Source organism: Pseudomonas sp. TE21394 (genome assembly GCF_054057835.1).
This window is the reverse complement of record NZ_JBSRZR010000001.1, coordinates 2,398,842-2,412,134: the sequence shown is the minus strand read 5'-3', so window position 1 is coordinate 2,412,134 and position 13,293 is coordinate 2,398,842. Positions and strand designations below refer to the sequence as shown.

Genomic DNA, 13,293 nt, shown 5'->3' with positions numbered 1-13,293 from the left:
AAAAGGCGGCCATTTTCGCCCACTGGGGGGGCTCGGGGCAATGACGTATGGTCGCAGTCAGGGGATTTTCCTGTGATTGGCTTTCAATTCGGCGCAAAACCGGGCTAAGCGTCCCGCTCATCACCCAATATCAAAACTTTTTGATATTGCCCTTGCTAGGGCAACGATGCCTGTCTAGACTGCCGCCCCATGAACCTTCGTGCGCAGTTGATTCCCGAGCAATGCGAAGCACTGGCCGCCCTGTGCAAAGCCAGTGGCGACGAGTTGCGCCTGAACGTATTGCGCGCACTGGCCAATGACTCGTTCGGCGTGCTGGAACTGGCACAGATCTTCGACGTCGGCCAGTCGGGCATGAGCCACCACCTGAAGGTCCTGGCCCAGGCCGAGCTGGTCGCCACCCGTCGCGAAGGCAACGCGGTCTTCTACCGCCGCGCCCTGCCCGACAGCCTGCGCCTGGGCGGCCGCCTGCATGCGGCACTGCTCGAAGAGGTCGACGAGCTGGCCCTGCCACCCGAGGTGCAGGCCCGTATTGCCCAGGTGCAGCAACGTCGCGCCGCCACCAGCCAGGACTTTTTCCAGCGCGTGGAAGAGAAGTTTCGCGCCCAGCAAGACCTGATCGCCGGCCTGCCGCAGTACCGCGAAAGCCTGCTGGCGCTGCTCGACAAGCTGAATTTCGACCCGGCCGCCAGTGCCCTGGAAGTCGGCCCTGGTGATGGCGGTTTCCTGCCCGACCTGGCCCGGCGCTTCGCCCGGGTCACCGCGCTGGACAACAGCCCGACCATGCTCGAACTGGCACGCCAGGTCTGCGAACGTGAGCGCCTGAGTAATGTAAACCTGCAGTTGGCCGATGCACTGGGTGCAACGGATGTGGAAGCCGACTGCGTTGTGCTGAACATGGTCTTGCACCATTTCAGCGATCCGGCCCTGGCCCTGCGCCAGCTGGCCAAACGGGTGAAGGCAGGCGGCAGTCTGCTGGTCACCGAACTGTGCAGCCATGACCAGGGCTGGGCGCGGGAAGCCTGCGGCGACCTCTGGCTCGGTTTTGAACAGGACGACCTGGCCCGTTGGGCCACGGCAGCCGGGCTGTTCCCGGGGGACAGCCTGTACGTGGGCTTGCGTAACGGTTTCCAGATCCAGGTCCGCCATTTTCAGCGGACGGCTGGCGACATACACCATCGGTAAATTTCAGGAACCTTCGAGATGAGCGAATACTCCCTTTTCACCTCCGAGTCCGTGTCCGAAGGGCATCCGGACAAGATCGCCGACCAGATTTCGGACGCCGTCCTTGATGCCATCATCGCCCAGGACAAATACGCTCGCGTCGCCTGCGAAACCCTGGTCAAGACCGGTGTCGCCATCATCGCCGGCGAAGTCACCACTTCGGCCTGGGTCGACCTGGAAGACCTGGTGCGCAAGGTCATCATCGACATCGGCTACAACAGCTCCGACGTTGGGTTCGATGGCGCCACCTGCGCCGTGATGAACATCATCGGCAAGCAGTCGGTGGACATCGCCCAGGGCGTGGACCGCTCCAAGCCGGAAGACCAGGGTGCCGGTGACCAGGGCCTGATGTTCGGCTATGCCAGCAACGAAACCGAAGTGCTGATGCCGGCGCCGATCTGCTTCTCGCACCGTCTGGTCGAGCGCCAGGCCGAAGCGCGCAAGTCCGGCCTGCTGCCATGGCTGCGCCCGGACGCCAAGTCGCAGGTCACCTGCCGTTACGAAAACGGCAAGGTTGTCGGCATCGACGCCGTGGTGCTGTCGACCCAGCACAACCCTGAGGTTTCGCAGAAAGACCTGCAGGAAGCGGTGATGGAGCTGATCGTCAAGCACACCCTGCCTGCCGAACTGCTGCACAAAGGCACCCAGTACCACATCAACCCGACCGGCAACTTCATCATCGGTGGCCCCGTGGGTGACTGCGGCCTGACCGGGCGCAAGATCATCGTCGACTCCTACGGCGGCATGGCCCGCCATGGTGGTGGCGCGTTCTCCGGCAAGGACCCGTCCAAGGTCGACCGTTCCGCCGCCTACGCCGGCCGCTACGTGGCCAAGAACATCGTCGCCGCCGGCCTGGCCGAACGCTGCGAGATCCAGGTTTCCTACGCCATTGGCGTGGCCCAGCCGACCTCCATCTCGATCAACACCTTCGGTACCGGCAAGGTTTCCGACGACAAGATCATCCAGCTGGTGCGCGAGTGCTTCGACCTGCGTCCGTACGCCATCACCACCATGCTCGACTTGCTGCACCCGATGTACCAGGAAACCGCCGCCTACGGCCACTTCGGCCGCACCCCGCAGCAGAAGACGGTCGGCGACGACACCTTCACCACTTTCACCTGGGAGCGTACCGATCGCGCCCAGTCGCTGCGTGACGCTGCCGGCCTGTAACTTTTCCTGCAGCGCTGGACGAAAGCCCCTGCCGAATGTTCGGCAGGGGCTTTTTTGTGACATATCCCCTGACAAACCCTGCATGGCACCGCACACTTCACCTGCCTAGGCTGAGGGCTCCGACACGCCATGCAAGGATGCTGGCCATGCCACTCATGCTGTTGTTCGCCTTGCTGTTGATACTCCAGGCCCCACTGACGCGGGCCGGCCAATGCCCGGACTGGAGCCCGCAGCAAGCCGCCACTGAAACCGCCCAGTTGCGCACCACGCTCGCCCGCTGGGATGACCACTACCATCGCCAGGGCGTTGCGCTGGTGCCCGATGAGTTATACGACCAGAGCCGCCGGCGCCTGGCACACCTGCAGCAGTGCTTTGGCCTGGCGAACACCGCGTCGCCCTTGGCCAGTGCCCGCGGGCCGGTCCCCCACCCGGTACCGCATACGGGGGTCGACAAACTGGCCGACCAGCAAGCCGTGGTGCGCTGGTTGGCCGGCAAGCGCGGGGTCTGGGTGCAGCCCAAGGTCGATGGCGTAGCCGTCACCCTCATCTATCGACAGGGCCGTCTGGTGCAGTTGATCAGCCGCGGCGACGGGGTGCAGGGGCATGACTGGAGCCGCCACATCCCGAGGCTAGGCGCGATCACCCAGCAGCTGCCCCAACCCGTGGACCTGCTGTTGCAGGGCGAACTGTACTGGCGCCTGGACGCGCATGTACAAGCCCGGGCAGGCAGCACCAACGCCCGCGGTACAGTGGCCGGGCTGCTGGCACGCAAGGTGTTGAGCAATGAACAGGGCAATGGCATCGGCCTGTTCGTCTGGGACTGGCCTCAAGGCCCGGCGCAACAGGCCGAGCGTCTTGCACAGCTGGCGCAACTGGGCTTTCCCGAAGGCCAGGAGTACAGCGTCGCCATCAATACAGCGGAGGATGCAGCCCATTGGCGCGACCATTGGCACCGCACCGCGCTGCCCTTCGCCAGCGATGGAGTGATCCTGCGCCTGGGCAGCCGCCCGCCCGCCGAGCGCTGGCAGGCCAGGGCGCCCTACTGGATCGCAGCCTGGAAGTACCCCTTCACACAGGCGTTGGCGGAAGTCCGCGAAGTCCGCTTCCGCGTCGGCCGTACCGGCAAGGTCACGCCGGTGCTGCAGGTCATTCCGGTAACCCTCAATGACCGGCGGATCACCCAGGTAAGCCTGGGCTCGCTGGCACGCTGGCAAAGTCTCGATATCCGTCCCGGCGACCAGGTGGCCGTGAGCCTTGCCGGGTTGACCATCCCGCGCCTGGAGCAGGTGCTACACCGCGCCGTCGAGCGTCACCCAGTCACCCCACCAACACCCGGCCAGTACCACGTCCACAGTTGCTGGCAGGCCGCTGTCGGCTGTGAGGAGCAGTTCGTGGCCCGCCTCTCCTGGCTAAGCGGCAAACACGGGCTGGCACTGCCTCGCGTCGGCCCTGGCACTTGGCGCCGGCTGGTGGCCGCCGGGCTGGTGACCTCGATGACCGACTGGCTGCACCTGGATGCCGAACGCCTGAGCCAGATCCCGGGAATCAGCGACGTCACTGCGGCGCAGTTGCTGGGCAGCTTCCAGCAAGCCCGCTCGCGGCCATTCGCCCAATGGCTGCGTGGGCTAGGAGTGCCCACGCCAGCAGGGGTGCAGGTGGCCGGCGACTGGCCAGACCTGGCCGCGCGCGCAGCCGTCGAATGGCAAGCCTTGCCCGGTATCGGCGCAAAGCGCGGCCAACAGCTGGTGGAATACTTCACCAACCTCGAGGTTCAAACCATCGCCAACCAACTTGACCTGGCCGGCATCGAAGGGTTTCGGGTCGACAGCCAGCAGACCATGCAATGATTTTTTACCAGTTTACCTGCAAGGAAATTCCTCGAATCAAGCGGAAAGGCCCGACAAGGGTTCCTAAATGAGCAAAACCAAGGCAGGATTTCCCCCAACTTTTGCTGCCCCGCCCCGTCAAGGAGGCTTTTCATGACACGTATTTCGACCCTGTTCCTGCTCGCGACACTCGGCCTGGCTGCTGGCGCCGTCCAGGCTGCCCAGCCGGATGCCGGCCTGACCGGTTGCGCCGCCAAGCGCAGCGCCATCGAGAACCAGCTGAAGCTTGCCCGCGACCAGGGCAACGCCGGCCAGGTCTCAGGGCTGGAAGAGGCGCTACGCGGGGTCGACAACTGCACCGATGCCGGCCTGCGCAAGGAGCGCGAGCAAAAAGTACTCGAAGCCCGTCACGAGGTGGCACAGCGGGAAAAGGATCTGAAGAAGGCCGAGAAGAAAGGCGATTCCGAGAAGATCAACAAACGCAAGGACAAGCTGGCCGAATCGCGCAAGGAGCTGCAGGAAGCGGTGGAAGACCTGGACCGCTGAAGCCAGCGGCAACCACGGTCAATGATTACGAAATTCGCTATGACAGGCCTTGCATGCCGCTTCGACCTTGTCCATCGGCGCCTTCAGCCGGGCAGCGTCAAGCGGCTGACCGCGGGTGACATCGACCAGTTCGCCAGTGACCCCTTCCAACTGCCGGGCCAGGTCATGAAAGCGGGCCTGGCGCTCCCAGACCTCGGTGCGCGCACTGCTGTCGCCACCATCACGTGCCGATGGAAAGTGCTGCCAGGGCTGGTGCGAAAGGTTGTCGAGCTTCAGCGCACCGTCGGCAAACTTCACCCCGTCGAACGGCAGCCGGCCCCGCAGCATGCCGCCCAGGTCTTCGCTGGTCCTGAGCATGTCCTTGAAGATCGCCTTGCGCTTGCCCAGCGGCGAGTTCGGGTCAACCCGCTCGCAACCACTCATGGCACCGCCCAAGGCCAATGCTGCCAGCAGAACAACGGTCAATCGCTTCAACATCACGCTCACTTCGGCCTACGCAAATGGGCGGCCAGTATCGCTGCCCACGAGCCAAAGACCAATAGCCACATAAAAAACAAGGGCGAATATCAATCTTCGCCGTGACAGGAATACACACATGAAATCAGCCCTGCGCCATCTGGCCTGGACGCTCCCGGTGCTGGCTCTGCTGGCCGGCTGCAACGGCGGCGAGAACGCCAGGCCGGAGCCACATGCCATCGCTACCTACGTCCCGACCACCTGGAAAGACCTGCCGACTGTCAGTGACGAAGACCTGCTGGCCGGTTTCTACGCCTGGCGCAATGGCTGTGAAAAGCTCAAGCGCGACCCGGTATGGGCCGCTACCTGCGAAGCCGCCGGCAATGCCACGGCCAGTGCTGCACAGGTGCGCACCTTCCTGGAGCAGAACCTGGAGGTATATGGCCTGCGTTCCGCCGAGAACAACGCCCATGGCCTGATTACCGGCTACTACGAACCGGTCTACCCCGGCAGCCTCAAGCCGTCGGCAAGCAACCATGTGCCGGTCTACGGCATTCCCGATGACATGATCGTGGTCGACCTGGCCAGCGTGTACCCCGAGCTCAAGGGCAAACGCCTGCGCGGGCGCCTCGACGGGCGGGTGCTCAAGCCTTACGACACCGCCGAAGTCATCAACCGCGACGGCGTCAAGGCACCGGTGCTGGCCTGGCTGACCGACCCCATGGACCTGCAGTTCTTGCAGGTCCAGGGTTCCGGTCGGGTGCAACTGGAAGACGGCCGCCAGCTGCGCCTGGGCTACGCCGACCAGAACGGCCATCCGTACCGCCCGATCGGGCGTTGGCTGGTAGAACAAGGCCAGCTGAAAAAGGAAGAAGTGAGCATGGGCGCCATCCACGCCTGGGCCCAGGCCAACCCGCAGCGCGTGCCGGAGCTGCTTGCCAGCAACCCCAGCTATGTGTTCTTCAGCACCCGCCCGGACAGCAACGAAGGCCCGCGCGGTTCGCTGAACGTGCCGCTGACCGCCGGTTACAGCGTAGCCATCGACCGCAAGGTGATTCCGCTGGGCAGTCTGCTGTGGCTGTCCACCACCCGCCCGGACGGAAGCCCGATAGTTCGCCCCGTGGGCGCTCAGGATACCGGAGGGGCGATTACGGGCGAAGTGCGGGCCGACCTGTTCTGGGGCACCGGGCCGGAGGCCGGAGAACTGGCCGGGAACATGAAGCAGCAAGGACAGATCTGGATGCTGTGGCCCAAGGGCAAGCCGCTGCCTGAGGTGCCCAAGGTGCCCTGAAGGTCAAGCGAGCCCTGTGGGGCGGGCTTACCCGCGAGCAAGACCACGCGGAGCATGGCACCGGCTTCGCTGGCGTTCGCGGCTGAAGCCGCCCCCCACACGGACGGCGGCAGTTGTCAGATGGAAACCACGAAGAACGCCACGATCATCGCCATCCCGGCAAACCACACCAGCGAGCGCAGCACCGCCCAGTCCGCCAGGTAGCAAATGATGTAAAGCAAGCGGCTGGTGATGTACATCACCCCCAGCACATCCTGGGTTACCTGCTCGGCATTGCCGACGATATCTGCCACCAGCACCGCCGCGGCAAAGGCCGGAAAGGCTTCATAACTGTTCTGTTGGGCGGCATGCGCGCGGCGTGGCAAGCCGGAAAGCGTATCCAGGAAAGCGCGCGGATCGTGGTTGTCTCTCAGGCCGAAACGGCCACTGCTCGCCTTGGCGATCAGCGCGCAGAGCGGCGGCAGGACCAGCGCGATCAGAATGCACCACAGGGCAACGGTCATAGGCAGGACTCCTTGTTCAGTCTTCGGGTCAAAGCTTCATTATCAACATGCCGGCCAACACCAGCCCGCAAGCTAGGAGTCTTGGCCCGCCAAAAGGTTCTTTGAGGTAGCGCATGCCCAGCAGTACCACCAGGATAACGCTCAATTCCCGCAGTGCTGCCGCCTCGGCCACCGACCCCAGGTGCATCGCCCACAGCACCAGTGCATAACTGAGCAGTACGCAAAGCCCTACCGCCAGCCCCAGGCGCCACTGCAGGCGCCAGAACAGTACGAACGGCGCACGGCGTGCCACGCAGGCCAGCAAGGGGAACGGCCAGGCGCTGAGCAAGGTAAGCCACACCAGGTAATCCCAGGGCTTGCCCCACAGGCGCACGGCCTGACCATCGAACCAGGTGTAGCTGCCGATGCACAGGCCAATCAGGGCAACCACCGGCAGCATCGACCACGGCAGCCGGTCGCCGCCACCGCCCTGCCACAACAGGCAGGCCATGCCACAGGGGATCAACAGGATGCCGATGATCTGCTGCTGGCTCAGTGACTCGCCGGCAAAGGCCAGGGTCAGTGCCAGCACCACCAAGGGCGACAGGCCGCGCATCAAAGGGTAGACCAGGCCCAGGTCGCCGACGCGATAGGCCTGGATCAGCAGGAAACGGTATAGCTGCTCGGCCAGCGCCGATGCCAGCAGCCAGGGCCAGATATTGGCCGGCGGCACCTCGACGAAGGCCGCCGCCAGCACCGCGAAGGCCAGTGCCACGGTGTCCATGCTGGCGATCACCAGCAGGCGTTCACCGCTGAATTTGATCAGGGTATTCCAGGTTGCATGCAACAGGGCGGCGATCAATACCAGGGAAGTTGCCAGCACGCCGTTGAGTCCTTGTGACGTTTTTGAGGGATGACTATATAGCGTTGGGGTGCCGGTTTGCCTGTAATGTGTTCGCCGATGGAGATTCAGCGCCTGTGAGACCGAGCGCCGCGCGGGCGGCGCTCGGTCTCACAGGCGCTGAAAATGTTGTGACTTGTACGTCATTCCACAGCCGAATCCGGGAACTGGTCCTGGATGTACTTGATCTCGGTCCGCCCGTGGGGCGCCGGCAGCCCGTCTTCGCCCAGGTTGACGAAGACCATCTTGTCCACCGTGAGAATGGCCTTGCGGGTGATCTTGTTGCGCACTTCGCACTTGAGGGTGATCGAGGTGCGGCCGAACTCGGTGGCGGTGATGCCAAGCTCGATGATGTCGCCCTGGCGCGAGGCACTGACGAAGTTGATTTCCGATATGTACTTGGTCACCACGCGCTGGTTGCCCAGCTGGACGATGGCGTAGATCGCCGCCTCTTCGTCGATCCAGCGCAACAGGCTGCCACCGAACAGCGTGCCATTGGGGTTGAGGTCTTCGGGTTTAACCCACTTGCGGGTGTGAAAGTTCATCTGTGCTCCTGACCTGCTTGGCTACGGTGCAGCAATGATGGCAGAGCGGCCGACGTCGCTCCATTGAACATCGACTATCGTCGCGATTAATCGACGGAAAACCTTGGGCAAGCCGGCGGTCGCGGCTATAATCTCCGCCGCTTCACATGGTTGCCCACAGCGGTGCCATGCCCGCCACCTGTCCGAGGGGCGCTGCAGCAGGCTAGGCCTGTCAGGCTCGGATGGGGCGTTGTCCGCTCCCGCGGACGCTCAACGCACAACGGCGCCCATTCGCACACTACGAATGGAGGCTCTCATGAGCGCTGCAAACATGCCTGCTGGTTTTACCGATTACAAAGTCGCCGACATCTCCCTGGCCGCCTGGGGCCGTCGCGAAACCATCATCGCCGAATCGGAAATGCCTGCATTGATGGGCCTGCGCCGCAAGTATATGGCCGAGCAACCGCTCAAGGGTGCGAAGATTTTGGGCTGCATCCACATGACCATCCAGACCGCCGTGCTGATCGAAACCCTGGTCGCCCTGGGGGCCGAAGTGCGCTGGTCGTCGTGCAACATCTTCTCTACCCAGGACCAGGCCGCCGCGTCCATCGCCGCCGCCGGTATCCCGGTGTTCGCCTGGAAAGGTGAAACCGAGCAAGAGTACGAGTGGTGCCTGGAGCAGACCATCCTCAAGGATGGCCAGCCATGGGACGCCAACATGGTCCTCGACGACGGTGGCGACCTGACCGAACTGCTGCACAAGAAGTACCCGCAGGTACTGGAGCGCGTGCACGGCATCACCGAAGAAACCACCACTGGCGTGCACCGCCTGCTGGACATGCTGGCCAAGGGCGAGCTGAAAGTCCCGGCGATCAACGTCAACGACTCGGTCACCAAGAGCAAGAACGACAACAAGTATGGTTGCCGTCACAGCCTGAACGACGCCATCAAGCGGGGTACCGACCATCTTCTGTCGGGCAAGCAGGCCCTGGTGATCGGTTACGGTGACGTGGGCAAGGGCTCGGCCCAGTCCCTGCGTCAGGAAGGCATGATCGTCAAAGTCACCGAGGTCGACCCGATCTGCGCCATGCAGGCTTGCATGGACGGTTTCGAAGTGGTTTCGCCATTCATCGACGGTATCAACAACGGCACCGAAGCCAGCATCGACAAGGCCCTGCTGGGCAAGATCGACCTGATCGTGACCACCACCGGTAACGTCAACGTCTGCGACGCCAACATGCTCAAGGCCCTGAAGAAGCGCGCCGTGGTCTGCAACATCGGCCACTTCGACAACGAGATCGACACCGCCTTCATGCGCAAGAACTGGGCCTGGGAAGAGGTCAAGCCGCAGGTGCACAAGATCCACCGCACCGGCGCCGGCAGCTTCGACCCACAGAACGACGACTACCTGATCCTGCTGGCCGAAGGCCGCCTGGTCAACCTGGGTAACGCCACGGGTCACCCAAGCCGCATCATGGACGGTTCGTTCGCCAACCAGGTACTGGCACAGATCTTCCTGTTCCAGCAGAAGTTCGCCGACCTGTCGCCCGAGAAGAAGGCCGAACGCCTGACCGTTGAAGTGCTGCCGAAGAAGCTCGACGAAGAAGTGGCCCTGGAAATGGTCCGTGGCTTCGGCGGCGTGGTCACCCAACTGACCCAGCAGCAGGCCGACTATATCGGCGTCACCGTGGAAGGCCCGTTCAAGCCGCACGCCTACCGCTACTAAGCGGCAAACTTCAGGCGGCAGGCAGGTGCAGACGCGCCGATGCCGCTTGAAGCCCCAGGCTCAAACTTCTTGAACGATGCCCAAGCCAGATCGGCCATCACCGATCTGGCTTCTACTTGCAGCTTGCCGCTTGCAGCTGGCTGCTAGAGGAACGTCCGATGTCCCAGGAACGCCGCTACAGTTTCGAGTTCTTCCCGACCAAGACCGATGCCGGCCACGAAAAGCTGATGGGCGTCGCCCGCCAGTTGGCCGCCTACAATCCGGATTTCTTCTCCTGCACCTACGGTGCCGGTGGCTCGACCCGCGATCGCACGCTGAACACCGTGCTGCAGCTGGAAAGCGAAGTAAAGGTACCTGCCGCGCCGCACTTGTCGTGCGTGGGCGACACCAAGGCTGAGCTGCGCGGCTTGCTGGCCGAGTACAAGGCCGCAGGCATCAAGCGTATCGTCGCCCTGCGTGGCGACCTGCCATCGGGCATGGGCATGGCCAGTGGCGAATTGCGCTACGCCAGCGACCTGGTCGAGTTCATCCGTCAGGAAACCGCTGACCACTTCCACCTGGAAGTGGCTGCCTACCCCGAGATGCACCCACAGGCGCGCAACTTCGAGGCCGACCTGGCCAATTTCGTGCACAAGGTCAAGGCCGGTGCCGACAGCGCCATCACCCAGTACTTCTTCAACGCCGACAGCTACTTCTATTTCGTCGAGCGTGTACAGAAACTGGGCGTGGATATCCCGGTGGTGCCCGGCATCATGCCGATTACCAACTACAGCAAGCTGGCACGCTTCTCCGACGCCTGTGGCGCCGAGATCCCGCGCTGGATCCGCAAGCAACTGGAAGCCTATGCCGACGACACCGCCAGCATCCAGGCATTCGGCGAAGAAGTGATCACTCGCATGTGCGAACAACTGCTAAAAGGCGGAGCACCGGGCCTGCACTTCTACACCTTGAACCAGGCCGAACCGAGCCTGGCCATCTGGAACAACCTGAAGCTGCCACGCTGAAATTTTTAGCAAAATCTGTTTAAGATCCGATTAAGGCTTTGGTCATAGACTAAAGCCTTATTCATTTTCGGGTTACACAGGTCTTGCCTGCCATGCAGCATTCGCATCCACAGCTCGTCTATCTGGCTTTTGGCCCGGCTACCTATCATCAAGAAGCCTGCTTCAGCATCGTCAGCGCCCTGGCCCATCTGGACTCGGCAGCAGGCGAAGCCATGGACATCCAAGTCTACACCGACAATCCGCAACCCTATGCCGGCCTGCCGGTCACCGTGCACTTGCTGGACGAAGCGACGCGCCAGGCATGGAACGCCCCTCACGGCTACCGTTTCCGCTGCAAGCACGTGCTGTTGCGCCAGGTATTGCAGCAATACCCGCTGGCCGTGCTGATCGACACCGACACGTTTTTCCGCAAGTCGCCGCTCGAGCTGTTCGCCCGGGTAGGCCCGGGCCGCCTGCTGTGCAACGCCATCGTCGCGCGCTACGGCAGCAACCAGAAGTGCCTGCTGTACAAGAACCTGCAGGCCATACTCGGATCCCGCGGCCTTGCCGATTGCCAGATGCCACTGGTCAACTCCGGGGTGATCGGCCTGACCGCCGAAGATGCAGGCACCCTGGACCGCTCCATCGCCATGATGGACGAGTTTCATCCGTTGGCCCGCGAGGCCTATATCCTTGAGGAGTTCTGCCTGGCGGTGGCCGCCTACCGCACGCTGGACCTGGCCGAGTGCACCGACGTCATCCACCACTACTGGAGCCACAAGGCGCAATTCCGCGCCAAGATCCAGGCCTGGCTGCGCAAGCACGGCCACGACCCGCTGAGCCACGCGGCGCTGGCCGACGTGCCGCTGGTCAACGACCAGCTGCCACGACCACCGGCACTGCAACGCCTGGGCTACAAGGCATTGAGCATGACCCTGCCCAGCCATGAACGGCAGTTCGCCCGCGAGCTGCTGTATGGCTGCTACCCCTACCCCAACGAGTTCGACCGCGCCTGCGCGCCGGCCTGGTGGGACAAGGCCCTGGAAAACCTCAATGCCCGTCATGGCAACATGCAGCCCGAGCAACTGCGACAGTGCCTGCGCCACCCGGGCTTGCGCCTGACATTGGGCGAGCGACGCAAGGACATAGAGGCGCACCTGCTGCGGTCTTCGCAGGGCTGAACAGCCTGCAGCAGCGGCATTGCGTCGTGATCGGGGCGCAGAGCGGCACTGGACTTCACCCCCCTAGCGAAATTTGCAGGGGCTGCATTGCAGCCCCTGCCCACTTTGGCTGTCGGGGCGCTGGTCTTGAACAGACCAAGCTTGTAATCTCCGGCCATGCCGTACGTCGCCCGTCTGTTGTGGATCCTCATGTTCGCTTGCCTGAGCCCCGTGGCCCTGGGCGAGCGCCTGCGCCTGGTGACCGATGACTGGGCCCCTTATGTCTACCTGCATGGCGGTCAGCTACGCGGCATCGACTACGAAGTCACCACTCGGGTTTTCGCACGTCTCGGCGTCGAGGTAGACGTGCAGATCCTGCCGTGGAAGCGCTGCCTGGCAATGATCGAGCAAGGCCTGGCCGACGGCATCCTCGACGTATTCCAGAACGAGTCACGCCAGCCCTACCTGGTTTACGCCGCCGAGCCCATGTCGGAGGTCGAGTTCGTCCTGTTCCAGGCCAGCGCACGTCGCCATCCGGTCAGCAAGCTGGGGGATCTCGCCGGCCTCACCGTCGGCACCTCGCCCGGCTATAGCTATGGTGCAGCGTTCAACGAGGCCACCTACTTCAAACGCGAAGCCGCCCCTACCCACGAAGCCAACTTCGGCAAGCTGGTGCTGGGCCGTATCGACCTGGCAGTCACCGACCGCAAGGTCGGCCATTACCTGCTGCGGCACCTGGGCCTGCAACAGCAGGTCGAGGCATTGCCGTTGGCGATCAACCGCCAGGCGCAATACCTGGCCCTGGTACGCAAGCCGGGCCGTGAGTTGCTGGCCCAGGCCTTTGCCAAAGAGCTGCGGCGTTTCAAGCAGGAACCGGCCTACGCGGCAATCAGCCAGCGCTACACAGGCGACATCGGAGACATTCCCAGCGCCGTTGAGCAGCAGGAAAGCAGCACGGCGCGATAGCTCTGTTATACTCGGGCCTTCCCGCCCGGCTCACGCCCGGA

The 13,293-nt window shown here is 63.4% G+C and carries 13 protein-coding genes and 1 riboswitch; of the genes, 9 read left to right on the top strand and 4 right to left on the bottom strand.

Going from position 1 to position 13,293, the window contains the following annotated elements:
• The first annotated feature begins 189 nt into the window (after window positions 1–189).
• The 4 genes from ACVWZT_RS11145 to ACVWZT_RS11130 all read left to right on the top strand — a co-directional run bounded on the left by ACVWZT_RS11145 (window position 190) and on the right by ACVWZT_RS11130 (window position 4,763).
• The gene (locus ACVWZT_RS11145) at window positions 190–1,182 is read left to right on the top strand and encodes an ArsR/SmtB family transcription factor (protein ID WP_296235179.1); all 993 of its coding nucleotides are present in this window, start codon (window positions 190–192) and stop codon (window positions 1,180–1,182) included.
• A gap of 18 nt (window positions 1,183–1,200) precedes the next feature.
• Entirely contained in the window at window positions 1,201–2,391 is a 1,191-nt protein-coding gene (metK, locus tag ACVWZT_RS11140) for a methionine adenosyltransferase (protein WP_003249375.1), read from the top strand.
• Window positions 2,392–2,537: 146 nt separating this feature from the next.
• On the top strand, window positions 2,538–4,238 hold the full coding sequence (ligB, locus tag ACVWZT_RS11135) for an NAD-dependent DNA ligase LigB (RefSeq protein ID WP_457469336.1): 1,701 nt from the start codon (window positions 2,538–2,540) through the stop codon (window positions 4,236–4,238).
• A gap of 132 nt (window positions 4,239–4,370) precedes the next feature.
• Entirely contained in the window at window positions 4,371–4,763 is a 393-nt protein-coding gene (locus ACVWZT_RS11130; RefSeq protein ID WP_457469335.1) for a DUF1090 domain-containing protein, read from the top strand.
• Window positions 4,764–4,781: 18 nt separating this feature from the next.
• Here ACVWZT_RS11130 and ACVWZT_RS11125 read toward each other — a convergent pair whose 3' ends face one another.
• Window positions 4,782–5,240 carry a c-type cytochrome gene (locus tag ACVWZT_RS11125; RefSeq protein ID WP_457469334.1) on the bottom strand — a complete coding sequence of 153 codons (459 nt, stop codon included), beginning with the start codon at window positions 5,238–5,240 and terminating at the stop codon, window positions 4,782–4,784.
• 118 nt (window positions 5,241–5,358) lie between these two features.
• Between ACVWZT_RS11125 and mltA the strand changes: the two genes are divergently transcribed.
• A complete protein-coding gene (gene mltA / locus ACVWZT_RS11120; protein ID WP_457469333.1) occupies window positions 5,359–6,510 on the top strand; it encodes a murein transglycosylase A in 1,152 nt (383 codons plus the stop codon).
• 116 nt (window positions 6,511–6,626) lie between these two features.
• On the opposite strand, the gene ACVWZT_RS11115 is transcribed toward mltA, so the two are convergent.
• The 3 genes from ACVWZT_RS11115 to ACVWZT_RS11105 form a co-directional block, all read right to left on the bottom strand.
• Window positions 6,627–7,013 (bottom strand): MAPEG family protein, encoded by a 387-nt coding sequence (locus ACVWZT_RS11115; RefSeq protein ID WP_289133641.1) that lies wholly within the window; start codon window positions 7,011–7,013, stop codon window positions 6,627–6,629.
• Window positions 7,014–7,041: 28 nt separating this feature from the next.
• Window positions 7,042–7,875: an EamA family transporter gene (locus ACVWZT_RS11110; RefSeq protein WP_457469332.1), complete on the bottom strand. Its 834-nt coding sequence runs from the start codon at window positions 7,873–7,875 to the stop codon at window positions 7,042–7,044.
• Window positions 7,876–8,036: 161 nt separating this feature from the next.
• Window positions 8,037–8,438: an acyl-CoA thioesterase gene (locus ACVWZT_RS11105; RefSeq protein WP_009399312.1), complete on the bottom strand. Its 402-nt coding sequence runs from the start codon at window positions 8,436–8,438 to the stop codon at window positions 8,037–8,039.
• A gap of 178 nt (window positions 8,439–8,616) precedes the next feature.
• Window positions 8,617–8,713, top strand: a riboswitch (S-adenosyl-L-homocysteine riboswitch).
• A 20-nt stretch (window positions 8,714–8,733) separates the two neighbouring features.
• On the opposite strand from ACVWZT_RS11105, the gene ahcY reads away from it, so the two are divergent.
• The 4 genes from ahcY (at window position 8,734) to ACVWZT_RS11085 (ending at window position 13,252) form a co-directional block, all read left to right on the top strand.
• Window positions 8,734–10,143: an adenosylhomocysteinase gene (ahcY, locus tag ACVWZT_RS11100; protein WP_296235173.1), complete on the top strand. Its 1,410-nt coding sequence runs from the start codon at window positions 8,734–8,736 to the stop codon at window positions 10,141–10,143.
• Window positions 10,144–10,301: 158 nt separating this feature from the next.
• Window positions 10,302–11,147, top strand: coding sequence for a methylenetetrahydrofolate reductase [NAD(P)H] (metF, locus tag ACVWZT_RS11095; protein WP_457469331.1), 846 nt, complete (start codon window positions 10,302–10,304; stop codon window positions 11,145–11,147).
• 92 nt (window positions 11,148–11,239) lie between these two features.
• Window positions 11,240–12,307: a hypothetical protein gene (locus tag ACVWZT_RS11090; RefSeq protein ID WP_457469330.1), complete on the top strand. Its 1,068-nt coding sequence runs from the start codon at window positions 11,240–11,242 to the stop codon at window positions 12,305–12,307.
• Window positions 12,308–12,463: 156 nt separating this feature from the next.
• The gene (locus ACVWZT_RS11085) at window positions 12,464–13,252 is read left to right on the top strand and encodes a substrate-binding periplasmic protein (RefSeq protein ID WP_457469328.1); all 789 of its coding nucleotides are present in this window, start codon (window positions 12,464–12,466) and stop codon (window positions 13,250–13,252) included.
• The last annotated feature ends 41 nt before the right edge of the window (window positions 13,253–13,293 follow it).

Coding starts and splice junctions, on each gene's coding strand:
- ACVWZT_RS11145 (WP_296235179.1), top strand. CDS start 190: ATGAACCTTCGTGCGCAGTTGATTCCCGAGCAATGCGAAGCACTGGCC.
- metK (WP_003249375.1), top strand. CDS start 1,201: ATGAGCGAATACTCCCTTTTCACCTCCGAGTCCGTGTCCGAAGGGCAT.
- ligB (WP_457469336.1), top strand. CDS start 2,538: ATGCCACTCATGCTGTTGTTCGCCTTGCTGTTGATACTCCAGGCCCCA.
- ACVWZT_RS11130 (WP_457469335.1), top strand. CDS start 4,371: ATGACACGTATTTCGACCCTGTTCCTGCTCGCGACACTCGGCCTGGCT.
- ACVWZT_RS11125 (WP_457469334.1), bottom strand. CDS start 5,240: ATGTTGAAGCGATTGACCGTTGTTCTGCTGGCAGCATTGGCCTTGGGC.
- mltA (WP_457469333.1), top strand. CDS start 5,359: ATGAAATCAGCCCTGCGCCATCTGGCCTGGACGCTCCCGGTGCTGGCT.
- ACVWZT_RS11115 (WP_289133641.1), bottom strand. CDS start 7,013: ATGACCGTTGCCCTGTGGTGCATTCTGATCGCGCTGGTCCTGCCGCCG.
- ACVWZT_RS11105 (WP_009399312.1), bottom strand. CDS start 8,438: ATGAACTTTCACACCCGCAAGTGGGTTAAACCCGAAGACCTCAACCCC.
- ahcY (WP_296235173.1), top strand. CDS start 8,734: ATGAGCGCTGCAAACATGCCTGCTGGTTTTACCGATTACAAAGTCGCC.
- metF (WP_457469331.1), top strand. CDS start 10,302: ATGTCCCAGGAACGCCGCTACAGTTTCGAGTTCTTCCCGACCAAGACC.
- ACVWZT_RS11090 (WP_457469330.1), top strand. CDS start 11,240: ATGCAGCATTCGCATCCACAGCTCGTCTATCTGGCTTTTGGCCCGGCT.
- ACVWZT_RS11085 (WP_457469328.1), top strand. CDS start 12,464: ATGCCGTACGTCGCCCGTCTGTTGTGGATCCTCATGTTCGCTTGCCTG.